This window comes from Streptomyces sp. NBC_01508 (assembly GCF_045040315.1).
Taxonomy (GTDB): domain Bacteria; phylum Actinomycetota; class Actinomycetes; order Streptomycetales; family Streptomycetaceae; genus Streptomyces.
The window spans coordinates 7,577,976-7,595,290 of sequence record NZ_CP109419.1 but is presented as its reverse complement, the minus strand read 5'-3'; the positions used below and the strand labels follow the sequence as shown (position 1 = coordinate 7,595,290).

Annotated in this window: 15 protein-coding genes and 1 pseudogene; 3 read left to right on the top strand and 13 right to left on the bottom strand. The window is 71.7% G+C overall.

From position 1 onward, the window contains the following. Positions 1-28: 28 nt before the first annotated feature. The 4 genes and pseudogenes from OG700_RS35115 to OG700_RS35100 all read right to left on the bottom strand — a co-directional run. Positions 29-1,477: an MFS transporter gene (locus OG700_RS35115; RefSeq protein WP_405620740.1), complete on the bottom strand. Its 1,449-nt coding sequence runs from the start codon at positions 1,475-1,477 to the stop codon at positions 29-31. A 93-nt stretch (positions 1,478-1,570) separates the two neighbouring features. Beyond that, positions 1,571-2,323, bottom strand: coding sequence for a 3-hydroxybutyrate dehydrogenase (locus tag OG700_RS35110; protein WP_405620738.1), 753 nt, complete (start codon positions 2,321-2,323; stop codon positions 1,571-1,573). Positions 2,324-2,451: 128 nt separating this feature from the next. Continuing rightward, on the bottom strand, positions 2,452-3,810 hold the full coding sequence (locus OG700_RS35105; RefSeq protein WP_405622199.1) for a 3-hydroxybutyrate oligomer hydrolase family protein: 1,359 nt from the start codon (positions 3,808-3,810) through the stop codon (positions 2,452-2,454). A gap of 196 nt (positions 3,811-4,006) precedes the next feature. Further along, positions 4,007-4,188, bottom strand: a pseudogene (locus OG700_RS35100) (hypothetical protein); the annotation flags it as partial. A 453-nt stretch (positions 4,189-4,641) separates the two neighbouring features. Between OG700_RS35100 and OG700_RS35095 the strand changes: the two are divergent. After that, positions 4,642-5,343 (top strand): beta-glucanase, encoded by a 702-nt coding sequence (locus OG700_RS35095; RefSeq protein ID WP_405620736.1) that lies wholly within the window; start codon positions 4,642-4,644, stop codon positions 5,341-5,343. Positions 5,344-5,381: 38 nt separating this feature from the next. Here the strand turns inward: OG700_RS35095 and OG700_RS35090 are convergent, their stop codons facing one another. The 3 genes from OG700_RS35090 to OG700_RS35080 form a co-directional block, all read right to left on the bottom strand. After that, on the bottom strand, positions 5,382-6,236 hold the full coding sequence (locus tag OG700_RS35090; protein ID WP_405620734.1) for a hypothetical protein: 855 nt from the start codon (positions 6,234-6,236) through the stop codon (positions 5,382-5,384). A 63-nt stretch (positions 6,237-6,299) separates the two neighbouring features. Continuing rightward, entirely contained in the window at positions 6,300-7,280 is a 981-nt protein-coding gene (locus OG700_RS35085) for a serine hydrolase (RefSeq protein WP_405620732.1), read from the bottom strand. Further along, positions 7,277-8,233, bottom strand: a complete 957-nt coding sequence (locus OG700_RS35080) for a LysR family transcriptional regulator (protein ID WP_405620730.1) — start codon at positions 8,231-8,233, stop codon at positions 7,277-7,279. Before OG700_RS35080 ends, OG700_RS35085 begins: the two co-directional genes overlap by 4 nt. A gap of 102 nt (positions 8,234-8,335) precedes the next feature. On the opposite strand from OG700_RS35080, the gene OG700_RS35075 reads away from it, so the two are divergent. Then, positions 8,336-9,430 carry a D-alanyl-D-alanine carboxypeptidase family protein gene (locus OG700_RS35075; RefSeq protein WP_405620728.1) on the top strand — a complete coding sequence of 365 codons (1,095 nt, stop codon included), beginning with the start codon at positions 8,336-8,338 and terminating at the stop codon, positions 9,428-9,430. A gap of 354 nt (positions 9,431-9,784) precedes the next feature. Continuing rightward, positions 9,785-10,744 (top strand): class A beta-lactamase, encoded by a 960-nt coding sequence (bla, locus tag OG700_RS35070; protein ID WP_405620726.1) that lies wholly within the window; start codon positions 9,785-9,787, stop codon positions 10,742-10,744. On the opposite strand, the gene OG700_RS35065 is transcribed toward bla, so the two are convergent. The 6 genes from OG700_RS35065 to OG700_RS35040 form a co-directional block, all read right to left on the bottom strand. Next, positions 10,728-11,462, bottom strand: a complete 735-nt coding sequence (locus tag OG700_RS35065; RefSeq protein WP_405620724.1) for a DUF6390 family protein — start codon at positions 11,460-11,462, stop codon at positions 10,728-10,730. The two genes, bla and OG700_RS35065, sit on opposite strands and share 17 nt — an antisense overlap. Beyond that, complete coding sequence (hypE, locus tag OG700_RS35060) at positions 11,463-12,455, bottom strand: hydrogenase expression/formation protein HypE (protein ID WP_405622197.1); 993 nt, start codon at positions 12,453-12,455, stop codon at positions 11,463-11,465. A 197-nt stretch (positions 12,456-12,652) separates the two neighbouring features. Further along, on the bottom strand, positions 12,653-13,756 hold the full coding sequence (hypD, locus tag OG700_RS35055) for a hydrogenase formation protein HypD (RefSeq protein WP_405620722.1): 1,104 nt from the start codon (positions 13,754-13,756) through the stop codon (positions 12,653-12,655). Then, a complete protein-coding gene (locus OG700_RS35050; protein ID WP_405620720.1) occupies positions 13,753-14,049 on the bottom strand; it encodes a HypC/HybG/HupF family hydrogenase formation chaperone in 297 nt (98 codons plus the stop codon). Before OG700_RS35050 ends, hypD begins: the two co-directional genes overlap by 4 nt. Positions 14,050-14,118: 69 nt before the next feature. Next, positions 14,119-16,824: a carbamoyltransferase HypF gene (gene hypF / locus OG700_RS35045; RefSeq protein ID WP_405620718.1), complete on the bottom strand. Its 2,706-nt coding sequence runs from the start codon at positions 16,822-16,824 to the stop codon at positions 14,119-14,121. Next, positions 16,770-17,309: a hydrogenase maturation protease gene (locus tag OG700_RS35040; RefSeq protein ID WP_405620716.1), complete on the bottom strand. Its 540-nt coding sequence runs from the start codon at positions 17,307-17,309 to the stop codon at positions 16,770-16,772. The genes hypF and OG700_RS35040 overlap by 55 nt, the downstream gene beginning before the upstream one ends. Between the last annotated feature and the right edge of the window lie 6 nt (positions 17,310-17,315).

Genomic DNA, 17,315 nt, shown 5'->3' with positions numbered 1-17,315 from the left:
GTACGGCCCCGGGGCTGGGCGCCGCCGCTCAGCCGCCGAGGCGGGCCGAGTCCTTGGCGCGGCTCGCCGCTCGCGGCTCCGCCGCACGCTCCACACCGGGCGCGGGCACGGACCCGACCAGCCCGTCCTTGGTCAGGTCACGGCCCCGCGTCTCCTTGGCCACCCACACGGTCAGGACGGTGACGAGCGCGGCGGCGCTGAGGTAGATGGACACCGGCACGGACGAGTCGTGGTCCTTGAGCAGTTCGACCGCGATGAGCGGCGCGAGCGCGCCGCCGATGATCGAGGCGAGCTGGGAGCCCATCGAGGCGCCGGAGTAACGGACCTTGGTGTCGAACATCTCCGAGATGAAGGCCGCCTGCGGCCCGTACATCGCCCCGTGGAACAGCAGACCCACCGTGACCGCGAGGGCGATGACCGGGAACGACCGGGTGTCCAGCAGGGCGAAGAACGCGAACGACCAGCCCACCATGCCGATCGCGCCGATCTGGGTGACCGGGCGCCGGCCGAGCCGGTCGGAGAGCGCGCCCCACATCGGGATGGTGACGAAGTGCACCGCCGAGCCGATCAGGACCGCGTTGAGGGCGTCGCTCTTGGGCAGTTCGAGGTGCACGGTGACGTACACGAGCACGAAGGCGGTGAGGATGTAGTACGAGACGTTCTCGCCGAACCGGGTGCCGATCGCGACCAGCACCTCGCGCCAGCTCTTGCGGAACACCTGGACGACGGGGGCGTCCTGCTTGACCGCCGGTACGCCGCTCGTGGCAGCGGTCCCGGCCGCCTCGGCCGCCTCCTCGGCCGCCTTCCGCCGGGCCTCCAGGAAGACCGGCGACTCCTCGACCGAGATCCGTATCCACAGGCCGATCACGACCAGCACACCGGAGAGCAGGAACGGGATGCGCCAGCCCCACGCGAGGAACGCCTCGTCGGACTGGATCGCGGCGAGCAGCGCCAGCACACCGGTGGCCAGCAGGTTGCCGCCGGGTGCGCCCGCCTGCGGCCAGGAGGCCCAGAAACCACGGCTCTTGTCGCCGCCGTGCTCGGAGACGAGCAGGATCGCGCCGCCCCATTCGCCGCCGAGCGCGAAGCCCTGGACGAGCCGCAGCACGGTCAGCAGGATCGGCGCGCCGACGCCGATGGTCGCGTGGGTGGGCAGCAGGCCCATGGCGAAGGTGGCGCCGCCCATCAGCAGGAGGCTGAACACCAGGAGTTTCTTGCGGCCGATCTTGTCCCCGTAGTGACCGAAGACGATGCCGCCGAGCGGGCGGGCGGCGAAGCCGACGGCGTAGGTGAGGAAGGCGAGCAGCGTGCCGACGAGCGGGTCGCTGCTGGGGAAGAACAGGGTGTTGAAGACCAGCGCGGCGGCGGAGCCGTAGAGGAAGAAGTCGTACCACTCGATGGTGGTGCCGACGAGGCTGGCCGCGACGATGCGGCCGATGCTGGCTCGGCGGGGTGGTGCGGAGCTGGGGACGCTCATGGTGAAGTCACCGCGATTCGTTGGGCGGGCAGGGACGGGAGGTGGATCGGAGCGGGAGCGTTGCTTCGAGGTGGTCGGGAGCGGACGGGTGGGTCAGGCGGCGCTCCACCCGCCGTCGACGGGGAGCGAGGAGCCGGTGATGTAGCCGGTGTTGGGGCCGCAGAGCCAGACGCAGACCGCGGCCACCTCGGCCGGCTCGATCAGCCGCTTGATCGCGGAGCGGTCCAGCAGTACGTCGCTGACGACGTCGTCCGGGGGGATCCCGTGGGCGGCGGCCTGGGCGGCGATCTGCCCTTCCACCAGCGGAGTCCGTACGTAACCGGGGTTGACGCAGTTGCTGGTCACCCCGTGTGGCGCGCCTTCGAGAGCGGCCACCTTGCTCAGCCCCTCCAGGCCGTGCTTGGCGGCGACGTACGCGGACTTGAAGGCGCTGGCGCGCAGTCCGTGCATGCTGGAGATGTTGACCACGCGCCCCCAGCCGCCCGCGTACATGTGCGGCAGGCAGTGCCGTATCAGCAGGAACGGTGCCGTGACCATCACCTTCTGGATCAGTTCGAACCTGTCGGGCGGGAAGTCCTCGATGGCCGCGACGTGTTGCAGCCCGGCGTTGTTGACCAGGATGTCCACATCGGCGGGGAGCCGGCCGATCGCGCAGGAGTCGGCGAGGTCCACGGTGTGGCTCACGCCTCCGATGCCGGCGGCGACGGTCTTGGCCGCGTCGGCGTCGCGGTCGACGATGTGGACCAGTGCGCCGGCTTCGGCCAGTGCCTCGGCGCAGGCGCGTCCGATGCCGCCGCCACCGCCGGTCACCAGGGCGGTGCGACCCTTGAGTTCCCTGCTCTTCATGGCCGGAACGGTAGAGACACCTGACCTGACATCCCATGTGACGGTTCACCACACTGGATGCCGGTCGGATGTCGCCGTACACCACATGCCTGACCGAGAGCGGTATGCCATGACGTTACGTGACCACCTCACCCGCCGAGCGGGCACCGGGTGAGTGATGTGGCCGGATCCGCCCCCGCGCCGGGCATCGGCAGCGTACGGCTCGAAGGCGGGCGGCGGCCGTCGTTCAGCCAGCGCTCCAGCCCGGTGACGGCCGAGCGGTGGCACGGCACCAGCGGCCGGAGCCGGTCGGGGAAGGTGTCGAAGAGCGAGTCGACGTGGGTGCCGCCCTCGACCCGGTAGTAGCGGTGCAGCGAGCCTCGGCCCTCCTGGCGCACCATCCGCGCGTATGTGTCCGAGGTCTTGGAGATGGGCAGCAGCAGGTCCAGCGTGCCGTGGAAGCTGATCAGTGGTTTGCCGATCCGGCCGGTCAGCGCGATCCTCCCGACGGCGTCGCGGACCGCGTCCGGCCTCGCGTCGTAGTCGTAGTCGGCGTCACAGGCGGGCGTGCCCGGCGCGCAGAAGGGCGTCCCGGCCTCGATCGCGCCGTCGTACTGCGGGTCCAGTTCCTCGCGGTAGATGCGCTGGGTGAGATCCCAGTAGTACTCGTGGTGGTACGGCCAGAGGAATTCCGAGCCCGCCGGGAATCCCGCGTCCACCATCTGCCGGTGTGCCGCGCCGGCTCCCGCGCCACCGGCGGCGTAGGTGGGGTAGGCGCGCAGGGCGGGCGGCAGGAAGGTGAGCGGGTTCGGGTCCTCGGTACGCCAGAGAGTGCCCTCCCAGTCGACGCCCCCGTCGTACAGCTCGGGGTGGTTCTCCAGCTGCCACCGCACGAGATAGCCGCCGTTGGACATGCCCATCGCGAGGGTGCGGGACACCGGCCGCTGGTAGCGCTGGGCGGTCACCTTCCGTGCCGCGACGGTGAGTTGGGTGACGCGGGTGTTCCATTCGGCGAGGGCGTCACCGGGCGCGGAGCCGTCGCGGTAGAAGGTGGCGCCGGAGTTGCCCTTGTCGGTGGCGGCGAAGGCGTAACCACGGGCGAGCAACCAGTCGCCGAAGGCCCGGTCGTTGGCGTACTGCTTGCGGACCCCGGGCGATCCGGCGATCACCAGGCCGCCGTTCCAGCGGTCGGGCAGCCGGATGACGAACTGCGCGTCGTGGTTCCAGCCGTGGGTGGTGTTGGTGGTGGAGGAGTCGGGGAAGTAGCCGTCGAGCTGGATGCCCGGTACGCCGCTCGGGGTGGCGAGGTCCTTCGGCGTCAGCCCCGCCCAGTCGGCCTCGTCGGTGTGGCCCGAGGCGACGGTCCCGGCGGTGGTCAGCTCGTCCAGGCAGTCGGCCTGTTGGTGGTCGGCGCCGGGAACGACGAGCGCGTTCATCCCGGCGCAGTGGCCGGGCCGGCCGGAGTCCGCGGCGGAGACCGAGGCGGCCGGGGCCGCGCCCACCACCATCAGGGCCATCGCGGCGAGGCAGGTGGCGCGGATCCACCGGGCGCGGTTCCGCTCGACGGTGCCGCCGGGCGGAACAGGTGGGACGTCCTGCGGGACGTTAGGTGGGTCGTTCGGTGGGACAAGCGGCATGGGCCATCACTCCGTTGCAAGGACACGACACGCGACACGTACGGGGCTGCGGGACGCTACCCACCCGTCAGGGGCAGCGAGCGTCGGCGAGACGTAATAACCCGTCGGGGACTCCTTGAGCGTGTGGGTAACGAACATGTTGTTGAGGCCCATGTTCTGGTTCGAACCCTTCGCGGACACGTAACCACCGCTGGTGGCCGCGCGCCCGGCACGTACGTGCTCGTAGTTGTTCGCCGTCCAGCAGGTCGCCGCCGCCCGTCGGTGCCGGCCGCGCCACTCGCGTACCGCCCCGGTAGGGCGACACGGCGCAGACGCCCGCGCCGGGCGGCGCGCCGTGGTCTGGGTCGTGGAGTAGGTCGTGCCGGACGGGACGGCGACAGGTGCGACATCGTGACCTCCGGTGGGGTGCGGTCACCGTAGGAAGCGGCCCGTCCGCGACGGAATGTGTCGGCGCTCCACAACCGGGCCGCCGCAGGGGGGCCACCACCTGTTGCGGCGAGCGCGGGGCAGTGCTAACGCTCGGCGATCGAGGACAACCAGACCACGGCGGCGGACCACACAACTGTGCGGGCTTTTATGGCGTTTCGTCGGCCACCCCGGCAGGTACGTATCCCAAGGTCACCGTCCCGGATCCGGGTCCGAATCCGGACCGTGGATGCCTGGTGCGCTGCGGTGCGGTGCGAGATCGAGGTGGTCGACGGCATGTTCGGATCCAGCGGTACGGCGGACGGGTCCGCCAACTCCCCCTCCCCCCACGGCCGCCCGGTGTTCAGCGCCGACTTCGCATCGCCGGACCAGTGGGTCGCCGGCCGTTCCTGGGCCTATCCCGACAGCGGCCCGACCAACCCGGACGACGACAAACTGGACCACCTCACCGCGGACCCCGCGTACAGCAGGAGCGGTGTCTTCCGCGCCACTCGTATGCCCCAAGGCACCTGGTACACAGGGCTGTTGACCACGGAAGGCAGCGCCGACGACTTCATGGCCCGCACGGGCGACATCCTTGAGGCCCGGGTCCGCCTCCCCCGCGAGCAGGGTGCGTGGCCGGCGATCTGGACGTGGCTGGACGGCGGCAACGAGATCGACGTGTTCGAGTACCACCCGGACAACCCGGACCTGCTGGAGCTGTCCAACCACGTGAACGGCGGCCGCCGTTACTACCGCGACCGGGCGATCCGCCCCGGCGCCTGGGTGGAATTCGAGATCCACTTCGGCGCCCGCTCGGTCGTCTGGTACGTCAACGGCACCCGCGCCTTCGCCGACCGCACCGGCGTGGGCAAGGAGTGGCGGGCCCACCTCATCGTGAACCTGTCGGTCTGCGCGGGCCGTTACCACCCGGCGCCGGACCCGGCCACCTCGAAAATGTCCTACGAGGTGGCCAGACTGCGCGTGTACCGCCCCTGACGCCCGTACGGGGCCATGGGCGACAGCCCCGCGGCCGATCAGCCGCCGAAGAGGCCCCCGAGAAGTCCGCCGAGCGGATCGGGGTCGTCCGACGGAGGGTCGGTCGGCTCGTCGGGAGCTGTGGGCGTACCGGATCCCGCACCGCCGTCGCCGGCCCCGCCGGTGGGTGACTGCGGGGGCGTGGTCTCCGGCGCGGTCGGGCTCCCCGACGTCGCGGACGGCGATACGGCGCCGGTCTCCGTCGGGGCGGGTTGGGGTGAACCGCCGCCACCGGACCGCGCGCCGACCGAGGGTTCCGGGGTTCCCCCGGTCCGCGCGGCGTCTCCCGACCTCGGTACACCGCGCTCGCCAGGTGCGGTCTCCGCCCCACCTGGGTCCGAATCCGCCGGAGCAGGCGTGGGGTTCGCCGGATCCTCGTCCCGGCTCTCCGTGATCCCCGGTATGGACAGCCAGGGCGGCGCGGAATCCCCGCCGATCAGCATGCCGCCGAGCACGACGACACCACAGGCACAGGAGCCCGCCAGGACCCAGCCGAGCCGTCGTAGCCGCTTCCCGTTTCCGCGAAGAACGGTCGTGTCCTCGTCGTACGGCACCGACTCGTCGTACGTAGCGGGGGCGGGGGCGGGGGAAACGGTCTCCTCCGCTGTCTCTTTCTCGACTTTCTCGACCTCGACCAACTCGACCGTCTCTGCGGGCTCTGCGGGCTCTGCGGGCTCGGCGTCCACCGCTTCCGTCTCTACCGCCGCCCCGGAGCCCCCTCCACGCACCGCCACCTCGGCGGCCATCCCGGCGACCACCCGCTCCAGCCGGCCGAGCCGGTCGCTCAGGTCCGACGCGTCGTCGCGGGGTGCCTCCCCCCGCCCGGCATCACCGTCTGCCCCGTGCTCTTCCACAACCGCCCCGCTCAGTGCGTCCCAGCCGTACGACGGATATCCACGTCGCCAATGAGACTAGTACTACCGCGCGGAGGGTCCGCCCCGTCCGCTCCGTCCGCCCTGTCCGGCTCTCGAACCGCGCAGCGCGTCGACCGCGATGCGCGCCGCGGTGCCGATGACGGCGTCCGCCGCGGGCAGCGTGGCGGCGGGACTGGCCGCACGGGTGAAGACCGCGACGGCGTAGCGGCCGTGGTCGGGGTATTCGACGACGCCGACCTCGTTACGGAGGGTGGGCGCGCTGCCCGTCTTGCCCGCGACATGGACGTCGTCGAAGGGGAATCCCGACGCCAGACGGTGGGGCCAGACCTGGAGACCGAGCAGGCGGCGTACCGCGGCGCCGTGTTCGGGGGTGCACGCCTCGTCGCGCCAGATCGCGCCGAGCAGGCGCGTCATGTCGCGCGGGGTGCTGCGGTTGGTGCGGGCGGGGTCCAGGGCACGCAGCCGGGCGAGGACCTGCGGGTCGGCCAGGGCCTGCGGGCCGCCGTGTCCGGCGTCCTCCCTGATCATGACGAGGAATTCGCGGAAGGTCTGGACGGCGTGGGTGCGGGTCAGGCCCAGCCGTTCGGTGGTGTCGTTGACGGCGTCGAGGCCGACGCGCGCCAGGAGCAGGTCGGCGGCGGTGTTGTCGCTGACGGCCATCATCAGGTAGGCCGCGTCACGCAGGGAGACACGGGCCGGGTCAAGCATGGCGGAGAGTCCGGTGGGCCCGGCCGTACGGCCTTCCGGCGGGCACTCGGTCTGGTCGGTCAGCTCCAACCGCCCTGTCTCGGCGTGCTGATGGAGCGCGACGAGCAGGCAGAGTTTGTGGACGCTCGCGGTGACGACGGACCGGTCCGCGTCCAGGTCGATCTGGGCGCCGGAGTCGATGTCCACGGCGTGCAGCCAGCCGGTGACCCCGGCTTCGGCGAAGGCGGCGCGAATCCGGTCGCGGGGGTGGGTGCGGGGGTGGGTGCGGGGGTGGGTGCGGGTGCCGGCCGGGAGGCGGGCGGGGGGCTCGGTCATATCCAGTACTCCGCCGCCGGGCGCAGCCGCAGCGGACCGGCGGACAGGTCGGGGCCGGCGGTGGCGGTACGGCCCAGGGCATCGGTGACGGTATCGGCGAAGGCCCGTACGGCGGCGTCGCCCCGCCCCCGGAGCCAGGCCGCCGAGTGACGCCGGGCCAGCGGCGCGCCGGTCAGCGGGCGCCAGGTGAGGTCCCGGTCCGTGGCGTGGTGGGCGTCGCGCGGGCCGAAGGCGATGGCGCGACTGGACAGGAGCAGGCCGCGGATGAAGCTCGGTCCCTGGCCGTGCCGGACCGCGGCGGGGGTGTAGCCGTGGCGGGCGCAGGTGGTGAGGAGGTCGTCGTGCAGGGCCGGGGCGTGGGCGCGGGGGAAGAGGATCAGGTCGTATCCGCTGAGCGCGGCGAGCGGGACCGTTTCGAGCCGCGCCTGCTCGGCGTCGTGCGGCAGCAGGACGCCCAGTTCGTGGCGCAGGACAGTGCCCAGCTCCAGCCCGGACACGTCGCAGGGGTGGTGGATGAGCCCGACGTCCAGGTCGTGCGAGGCGAGTTGGGCGAGTTGCTCGGCCGTCGGCAGCTCGTGCAGTTCCAGCTCGACCCCGCTTTCGCGCTCCTGGAAGCCGGCCAGGATCGCGGCCACGGTCTCGCCGGTGATGTCGGGCGGCAGGGCGGCGCGCAGCAGCCCGCTGTGGCCGTCCTGGATGCGGCGCGCCGTGGCCATCAGCGCGTCGGAGTGGGCCAGCAACTGGCGGGCCTCGTCCAGCAGGAGTGTGCCGCCCTTGGTGATGGTCACCCGTCGGCTGGAGCGCTCGAAGAGCCGTACACCCAACTCCCGCTCCAGGCGCTGGATGCGCTGCGACAGGGGTGGTTGGGCCACGCCCAGGCGCTGGGCGGCGCGGCCGAAATGTAACTCTTCCGCAACAGCCACAAAGCATTGCAGATGTCGTATCAGGTCCACGACCAGCGACCATATCGTAAATGAATCAATCCATGAGCCATATCGGTCTTGGACGTGAACGGGTGGGCGTTGTTCTCCTCTGGTCGAAGGAGGTACGGAACGTTGACGCACGAATCCCCCGCCGAACAGGCCCTGGGGCCCGCCCCGGACCAGCCCGTGGAGCTGCCCCGGGTACTGCCCTCGGACCAGCCCGTGGAACAACCCCCGGACCAGCCCAAGCCACGGACACTCAGGATCCGGCCGGCGGTATGCGCCCTGCTCGCGCTCGGCCTGGTCCTGGTCATCGCGGTGGTCCAGGCGGTACGGCCCCTGCCCTCTCCCGCCCTGAGGATCGACACGGCCCACGCCTCGTTCACCCTCCCCGGGCACTTCACCGTGCCGTGGCCGCAGCAGGGCCAGGCCGCCGTCACGGTGCCCGGTTCAGGCAGCGTCGGCACCCACGGCGCGCAGCGGCCGGTGCCGATCGCGAGCGTCGCCAAGGTGATGACCGCCTACGTCCTCCTTACGGAGCGTCCGCCGAAGAAGGACGAGACGGGCGGCCCCATGATCGAGGTCGACGCCAAGGCCGTGGCGGACGGCAACGCCAAGCACGAGTCGCGCGTCGAGGGGCTGACCGTCGGCCAGAGGTTCAGCCAGCGGGACATGCTGAAGATGCTGATGATCCCCTCGGGCAACAACATCGCCCGGCTGCTGGCCCGTTGGGCGACGGACAGCGACTCCGAGGCCGCCTTCGTACGGAAGATGAACGACGCCGCCAAGAGGCTGGGCATGAAGGACACGACGTACACCGACCCCAGCGGCCTGGACGCGAAGACCGTGAGCACCGCTGTCGACCAGCTGAAGCTGGCGGAGGCGGTCATGACGTACGACGCGTTCCGCGCGGTCGTCGCCCTGCCCAGCGCCACCGTGAGCGGCCTGGACTCGCCCTTGATCAACAACATGGGCGCTACTGCTGGCCGGCCTCAGCGTCATAGGCATCAAGACCGGATCCAACACACCGGCGGGCGGCACCCTGATGTGGGCCGCCTACAGGACCGTCGGCGACCGGACGCCACTGATCCTCGGCACGATGCTGGACCAGCACGCCGACGGACCCGACCCCAACGGGGCCACCAGCCTCACCCTGGTCAAGAAGAACAGCGGGCAGGTCGTCGAGGCCGTCCGCGACGCGCTCACCTCGGTCACCGCCGTACGTAAGGGTCAGATCGTCGGGTACGTGGACGACGGTCTCGGCGGGCGCACACCTCTCGTCACCACCACCGATCTCACCGTCATAGGCGTGCCGGGCCAGCGGGTCGACCTGCGGATCACCCCGGACGGCAAGGAGCTTCCGCGCTCCGCGAAAGCGGGAACGAAGGTCGGCGGCGTGAGCGTCGGCAGCGGCCCGGACGCGGCACGCGCCCCGCTCACCCCGCGGCACGATCTCAAGGCCCCGCCCCTCGTCTCGAAGCTGACCCGGCTGGGTTAGAACCCGGGCCGCGCCCCACCCGCAACATCGGAACCATCCGAACCACCCGAACAGAGCGCTCCCGAAAGGACATCCGCCACCCCATGTCCCCCCGTACCCGTGTCCCCCGCCGTGCCGCACTCGCCACCCTGACCGGCCTCACGGCCGTCCCCCTCATCGGATGCGGCTCCAGCACCCCGGACGACACATCATCGTCCCGCCCCGGCTCCACATCGCCGTCGCCGTCGACATCGACGCCGCCCACCAAGAACACCCCTCAGACAGAGCGCGCGTTCGCCGGGCTGGAGCGGAAGTTCGACGCCCGGCTCGGCGTCTACGCGATCGACACCGGCAACGGCCGGTCCATCACCCACCGGCCCGACGAACGCTTCGCCTACGCCTCCACCTGCAAGGCGCTGCTCGCCGCCGTCATGCTGGACAAGAACTCCCTGCGGCAGCTCGACCGGCTCGTGCGGTACGACCGCGACGACCTCGACGGCGCCGGCTACTCGCCGATCACCGAGAAGCACCTCGACACGGGCCTCACCCTGCGCGAACTGTGCGACGCCACCGTCCGCTACAGCGACAACGGCGCGGCCAATCTCCTCTTCCGCGAGATCGGCGGCCCCCAGAAACTCGAAGACGCCCTCGTCTCGATCGGCGACCGCGTCACCCGGTGCGACCGCTACGAGGACGCGCTCAGCGAAGCCCTCCCCGGTGACCTCCGTGACACCAGCACACCCCGCGCGCTCGCCACCGACCTGCGCGCCTACGTCGTCGACGACGCCCTCGCCCCCGCGAAACGAGCCGTGCTGACGGACTGGCTCAAGCGCAACACCACCGGCGACAAGGTCATCCGGGCCGGCGCCCCGGACGGCTGGCGGGTCGGCGACAAGACCGGCACCGGCGGCTACGGCACCCGCAACGACATCGCCGTCGTCTGGCCGCCCAAGGCCGCCCCGATCGCCATCGCCGTCCTGTCCCGTCGCGATTTCAAGGACGCCGAGCCGGACGACGCCCTGATCGCCGAGGCCGCCAGGGTCACCCTCAACGCCCTGGCATAGCCGCGCCGGCGCACGCGGTCCGCACGGCGAGCCGGCGGGCTTCCGTCGATTCGACGCGTGCCGCCTGCGACTGCGTCAGGACGTCGCACACCCAGTCCCAGTGCAGCGCCACGAGGTCGCCGGGAGCGAGCCCCGCGATCAGCGACCGGCCTCCCGTCGACCAGCGGACGGACTCCCGGCGGGGCGGTCCGGGAGTCAGGGCCGTACCCGTCCAGGTCAGCGGGCGGGACTCGACCGTGGCGGACTCGCCCGTGACCGCGTGGACCACGCCCGTCCGGATACGGCACCGGTCGAGTACCGACAGCGCCGTCGGATGGCCCGACGCGCGCAGCAGTTCGGCCCAGGGGTAGACGTCGAAGACCTGGAAGCTGTGGTGGGCGAGCGCACCGTCTGCCGCGTCGCGCCACGTGCCGCCCGACTGGCCCCGGAAACGGTCACGCATGCGGTCCAGCAGGGCCGCCGGGTCGGCCCGGTCCAGGAGGTCGTTGCCGATCCAGTACGCCTCGACGACCCGCTCGTCGAGCGGGTCGTCGAGGCCGGCCGACTCGGCGAGGAATTCGAGATAGCACCAGGCGCCCTCGAACTGGCGGGCACCGCGCTCGATGCCCTCGGGGTCGGCAGGGCGCAGCAGCGCCCCGGAGTCGGCCGGGCCGCAGTAGCCGAGTTCGTTGGGCGGGTAGGCGTATCGCGCGAAGAGGATCGCGCCGCGCTCGCTCATTCAGCAGATCCTCGGGAGCTGTTCGCCGACTGGCAGGCCGACGACCCGGGAGCCGCCGAGTCCGGTCGTGGCGACCACCATGCCGGGGTGCTCGGGCACGCAGGTGCCGATCCGGCGGGCCGCGCGGCCCAGCGGGTGCCCCGTCAGGGCCGCGAGGACCCGGTCGGCGGATTCGGCGGGCACGATCGCGATCAGCTTGCCCTCGTTCGCGACCTGGAGCGGGTCGAGGCCGAGCAGGCTGCACGCGTCGCGCACGGTGTCCGGTACGGGCAGGTCCCGCTCGACCAGTTCGACGCCGACCGCCGACGCGGTGGCGATCTCGTTCAGTGAGGCGGCGACGCCACCGCGCGTGGGGTCGCGCAGGACGTGCAGGTCGGCGCCGGTGGCGAGCATCGCGGCGACCAGGGAGTGCAGGGCGGCGGTGTCGCTCTCGACCGTCGTACCGAAGTCGAGGCCGTCGCGGCAGCTCATGACCGCCACGCCGTGCACCCCAATGTCGCCGCTGATCAGCACGGCGTCCCCGGGCGCGGCACGGCGCGGGCCGATGTCGACCCCGGCGGGGATCACGCCGATGCCGGAGGTGTTGATGTAGACGCCGTCCCCGCTGCCGCTGTCCACGACCTTGGTGTCACCGGTGACCAGCCGCACCCCGGCGGCCCGCGCCGCCGCGCCCATGTCCTGGGCGATCCGGCCGAGTTCGGTGAGCGCGGTGCCTTCCTGGAGGATGAACGCGGACGACATGAACAGGGGCGTCGCGCCCGACATCGCCAGGTCGTTGACGGTTCCGTTGACGGCGAGGTCCCCGATGGAGCCGCCGGGGAAGAACATCGGCTTGACCACGAACGAGTCGGTGGAGAAGGCGAGTCGGGTGCCTTCGCCGACGGTGAGGACGGCGGAGTCGCCCAGTTCGGCCGCGGCGGCGGAGCCGTACGCGGGCAGGAACAGGTGCTCGACCAGCTCGGCCGACATCGCCCCGCCGCCGCCGTGGCCCATGACGATCGCCGGGGTCGCGCGCAGGGGTACGGGGCAGGCCCAGCTCTCGAAGTCGAGGCCGTTGCCGGGGAGGCGCGCGGGGGCGGGTACGTGGTTGGCCGTCCCGGTCCCAGTCCCGGTCCCGGTCTTGGGCTCGGTCCCGGTCTTGGGCTCGGTCCCGGTCTTGGGCTCGGTCCCGGTCTCAGTGTTGGTCTCGGTCACTTCGCATCGACCAGTTCCAGTCGGCGGTAGGTGAAGTACGCGGCGCACGCGCCCTCGGAGGACACCATCGTGGCGCCCAGCGGATTCCGCGGGGTGCACTCCTTGCCGAACGCGGCGCACTCGTGCGGCTTGATCAGCCCCTGGAGTACGTCGCCCGACCGGCACAGCGACGACTCGGCGGTACGGATGCCTGCCACGTCGAACCGGCGCTCGGCGTCGAACTCCGCGTACTTCTCGGACAGTCGCCACCCGCTGCCCGGGATCATGCCGATGCCACGCCAGGTCCGGTCGGTGACCTCGAAGACGTCCCGCAGCATCTCCATGGCGGGGAGGTTGCCCTCGTCGCGTACGGCGCGAGGGTAGGCGTTCTCCATCTCGTGGCGGCCCTGTTCGAGCTGAAGGACCGTACGGCGGACACCTTCGAGGATGTCCAGCGGTTCGAACCCGGTGACGACGATGGGGACTTGGTACTTCTCCGCCAGCGGCGGGTACTCGGCGGTCCCCATCACGCTGCACACGTGCCCGGCGGCGAGGAACGCCTGGACCCGGCAGGTCGGGGACTCCATGATGGCGGCGATGGCGGGCGGAACGAGCACGTGCGAGACGAGCAGGGAGAAGTTCCGTACGCCGAGCCGACGGGCCTGATGGACCGTCATGGCGTTGGCTGGAGCGGTCGTCTCGAAGCCGATGCCGAAGAAGACGACTTCCTTGTCGGGGTTGTCGCGGGCGATCTTCAGCGCGTCGAGCGGGGAGTACACGACGCGTACGTCGCCGCCCGCGCTCTTCACCGAGAACAGATCCTGCCCGCTGCCCGGCACGCGCAGCATGTCGCCGAAGGAACAGAAGATGACGCCGGGGCGGGCGGCGATCGCCAGTGCCCGGTCGATGATCTCCAGCGGGGTCACACAGACGGGGCAGCCCGGCCCGTGGATCATCTCGACCCCGTCGGGGAGCAGTTGGTCGATGCCGTGCCGGATGATCGAGTGGGTCTGCCCGCCGCAGACCTCCATCATCGCCCAGGGGCGGGTGGTGGCCGCGTGGATCTCGTCGACCAGCCGCTTGGCGAGGTCGGGGTCGCTGAACTCGTCCAGATACTTCACTGTCCGGTGCCTTCCACTGATTCCCGCTGCCTGGCGGCGAGTTCGAAGCCGTCACCGAACTCCTCCGCGAGGAGTCCGAGCTTCTCGAAGTTCGCCAGCGTCTGCTGTGCCGACGTCTCGTCCAGCCGCTGGATGGCGAAGCCGACATGGACGACGACGTATTCGCCGATCTCCGCGTCGGGGATGTACTGGAGGCAGACCTCCTTACGTACGCCGCCGAAGTCGACCTGGGCCATCAGCGCGCCGTCGACCTCGGCGGTGCTGAGCACCCGCCCGGGGACTGCCAGACACATGGTGCCTCTTCCTTCTCTCTGGATGGTGTGACGCTGAAGCCGGGTCAGCCGGTCAACCGGGTGCGCCGATCAACCGGACGCCGCGACCAGCAGTTGCCCGAAGGCGATGCCCCCGTCGTTGGGCGGCAGCAGTACGGGGCGCAGAACGGTGAAGTCCTTTGCCCGCAAGGCCCGTTGAGTCGATTCGAGCAGAACGGCGTTCTGGAAGACCCCGCCGCCGAGAGCCACCACACCGAGCCCGGTCCGGTGCCGGCACAGCTCCGCGAGGTCGACGGTGAGGGCCGTGACGGCCGCGTGGAAGCGCGCGGCGATCAGCTCCGGCGGGACACCCGTACGTACGTCGGCCACCACCGCCCGGATCACCGGGCCGGGGTCGGCGACGACCGGCCCACCGGTGTCGGGCTCCCCCGGGACACCGAAGGCGTAGGCGCTCCCGGCGGGCTCCCCCGCCGCCGCTCTGGCCAGCCCCTCCAGCGCGATCGCCGCCTCCGCCTCGTACGCCACCTCGTGCCGTACACCGGCCAGCGAGGCCACCGCGTCGAAGAGCCGGCCCATGCTCGATGTCGGCACACAGCCGAAGTCCGTCGCCAACTGGTGGGCCAGCACGTCGCGTTCCCTGGCCGGGCAGGCGGCCACGGCGGGCAGCTTCTCGTCCCAGGCGATCCCGGCCGCGCGCAGATGCGCGAGCGCCATGCGGTAGGGCCGCAGCACGCTCGCGTCACCCCCCGCGAGCGGCACGTACGCCAGATGCGCCGCCCTGCGGTACGACTTGTAGTCGGCGATCAGCGTCTCGCCGCCCCACACCGCGCCGTCGGCGCCGTGGCCGGTGCCGTCGTAGGCGAAGCCGATGACGCTCTCACCGGGGCCGATGCCGTGTTCGCCCATCACGGACGCGATGTGCGCGTGGTGGTGCCGCACGGTGCGTACGGCCCGGCCCTTGGCGTGTGCGCGGGCCCAGGCGCCGGATCGGTAGCCGGGGTGCGCGTCGGCCACGAGCTGTTCGGGTTCGACACCGGTCAGCAGCCCGAGGTGGGCCGCCGTACGGGTCAGCGCGTCGGCCGTGGCGAGGTCGTCCATGTCGCCGATGTGCTGGCTGACCCAGGCGTAGCCGCCCTCGCCCAGCGCACAGGTGGTCTTCAGGTCGGCGCCGGTCGCGAGCAGCGGCGGGATGTCGAAGGGCAGCGCGAGGGGCAGCGGCGCGTAGCCGCGTGACCTGCGTACGGGCAGTTCGGCGCCCGCGACGAACCGGCTGACCGAGTCGTCGCACGGCACCTGGATCGGGCGGTCGTGGCGCAGCCAGGCGTCGGCCAGCGGGGCGAGTTCGGTCAGCGCCCGCGCGTCGTCGGTGACGATCGGCTCACCGGCCCGGTTGCCGGAGGTCATCACCAGCGCGTCGGGGCCGGGGGTGTCGTCGCCGATGCCGAAGAGGAGGGTGTGCAGGGGGGTGTACGGGAGCAGCACACCGAGGTCGGGGTTGCCGGGCGCCACGGCGGCGGCGAGTCCGCCGGCGACGGGCGGCGTGCGGCGGGGCAGCAGCACGATCGGCTTTCTGGTGCCGGTCAGCAGCGCCCGCTCGCCGTCCGTCACCGTCACCAGCCCTTCGGCGACGTCGAGGTCGGCGACCATGACGGCGAAGGGTTTGCCGCCGCGCCGCTTGCGGCGCCGCAGTTCGGTGACGGCCGCCTCGTCGCGGGCGTCGCACGCGAGGTGGTAGCCGCCCAGCCCCTTGATCGCGACGATCTTTCCCTCCGCGAGCAACCGCCGTGCGGTGCGCAGCGCTTCCTCCCCGTCGCAGATCATCCGGCCGTTCTCACCGACGAGTTCGAGACGCGGCCCGCAGGCGGGACAGGCGATCGGCTGGGCGTGGAAGCGGCGGTCGCGCGGGTCGTCGTACTCCGCGCGGCAGTCGACGCACATCTCGAACGCCGCCATGGTCGTCGCCGCGCGGTCGTAGGGGATGCCGGTGACGATCGTGAAGCGCGGACCGCAGTGGGTACAGGTGATGAAGGGGTGACGGTGGCGCCGGTCGGCGGGGTCGCGCAGCTCGGCCAGACAGTCCCGGCAGGTCGCGATGTCGGGCGAGACCAGGGTGCGGACCCGGTCGGTCGTGCTGGAGTCCGCGATGACGAACTCCGCTCCCCCGGTGGGTGGTTGGTCGGTCTCGGTCACGGACTCCACGACCGCGAGCGGGGGTGGGTCGGCCCGCAGCCGGCGGCCGAACTCCGCGACGGCGTCCGGGTCGCCCTCCACTTCCGCGACGACACCGGAGCCGGTGTTGGTCACCGAGCCGGTGAGTGCGAGTGCGGCGGCGGTGACGTAGACGAACGGGCGGAATCCCACGCCCTGGACCACGCCACGCACCTCGAACCGGCGCCGCACGCGCGGCTGTTGGGCCGCGTCCGTCGCACGCCCGTCCGCTTCGTCCGCCGGACGCCCGTCCGCCTCGCTCGTGGCACGTCCGTCCGCCTCGCCGCCCTGCGTCTCGCGGGCGCCGCTGCCCATCATCTCCAGTCCCGACAGCGCCTGCGCCGCCTTCGCCTCGTCGATGATCTCCAGCGCGAAACCCATGTGCAGCAGGACCCAGTCGCCGGCGGCCGGCGGCGCGTCGAGCATGCCGACGTTGATACGGCGCCGGGCGCCCTCCACATCGACGAGGGCGAGTTGGTCCGCGTACCCCTCGACGATTTCCACGACTCGCCCGGGGATGCCGAGACACATGATCAGGACCTCCGGGTCCGGGCGGGTGCTGGTGCGGGTTCCGTCGTGGGTGACCACGGCGCGGGTCCGGCGGCCGACAGCCGTCGGACCAACGCGTGCACCTCCGCCACCGCTTCGGGTACGGCGGCGGCGACGGCCTCACTGAGGCCGATGCCCTCCTCGACGTCGGCGGGGGTGCACCCCACAACGTGGGTGAGCGGAAGCGTACCGCCCAGTTGGCCCAGATTTGCCAGTACAGATACCGGATTCATCACGTGTGCGTCGAATTCCCCTGTCCCGAGATCGTCCGGGCCGACCTCCAGAACCGTCAGCTCGCCGGGCGCGCCACCGCCCGGGTACGCGTCGACCAGCACGAGCGCGTCGTACCCGTCGAGCAGGTCGTACGCGAGGTGCATGCCCCGGATGCCGTAGTCGACGGCCCGGACGCCGGCGGGGAGCGGCGACCGGGGGTCGGCGGTGAGCCGGCGTACGACCTCCGGGCCGAAACCGTCGTCGCCGAGGAAGAGATTGCCGATGCCGGCGACGAGCACGCCTGTGGTCACGTCGTG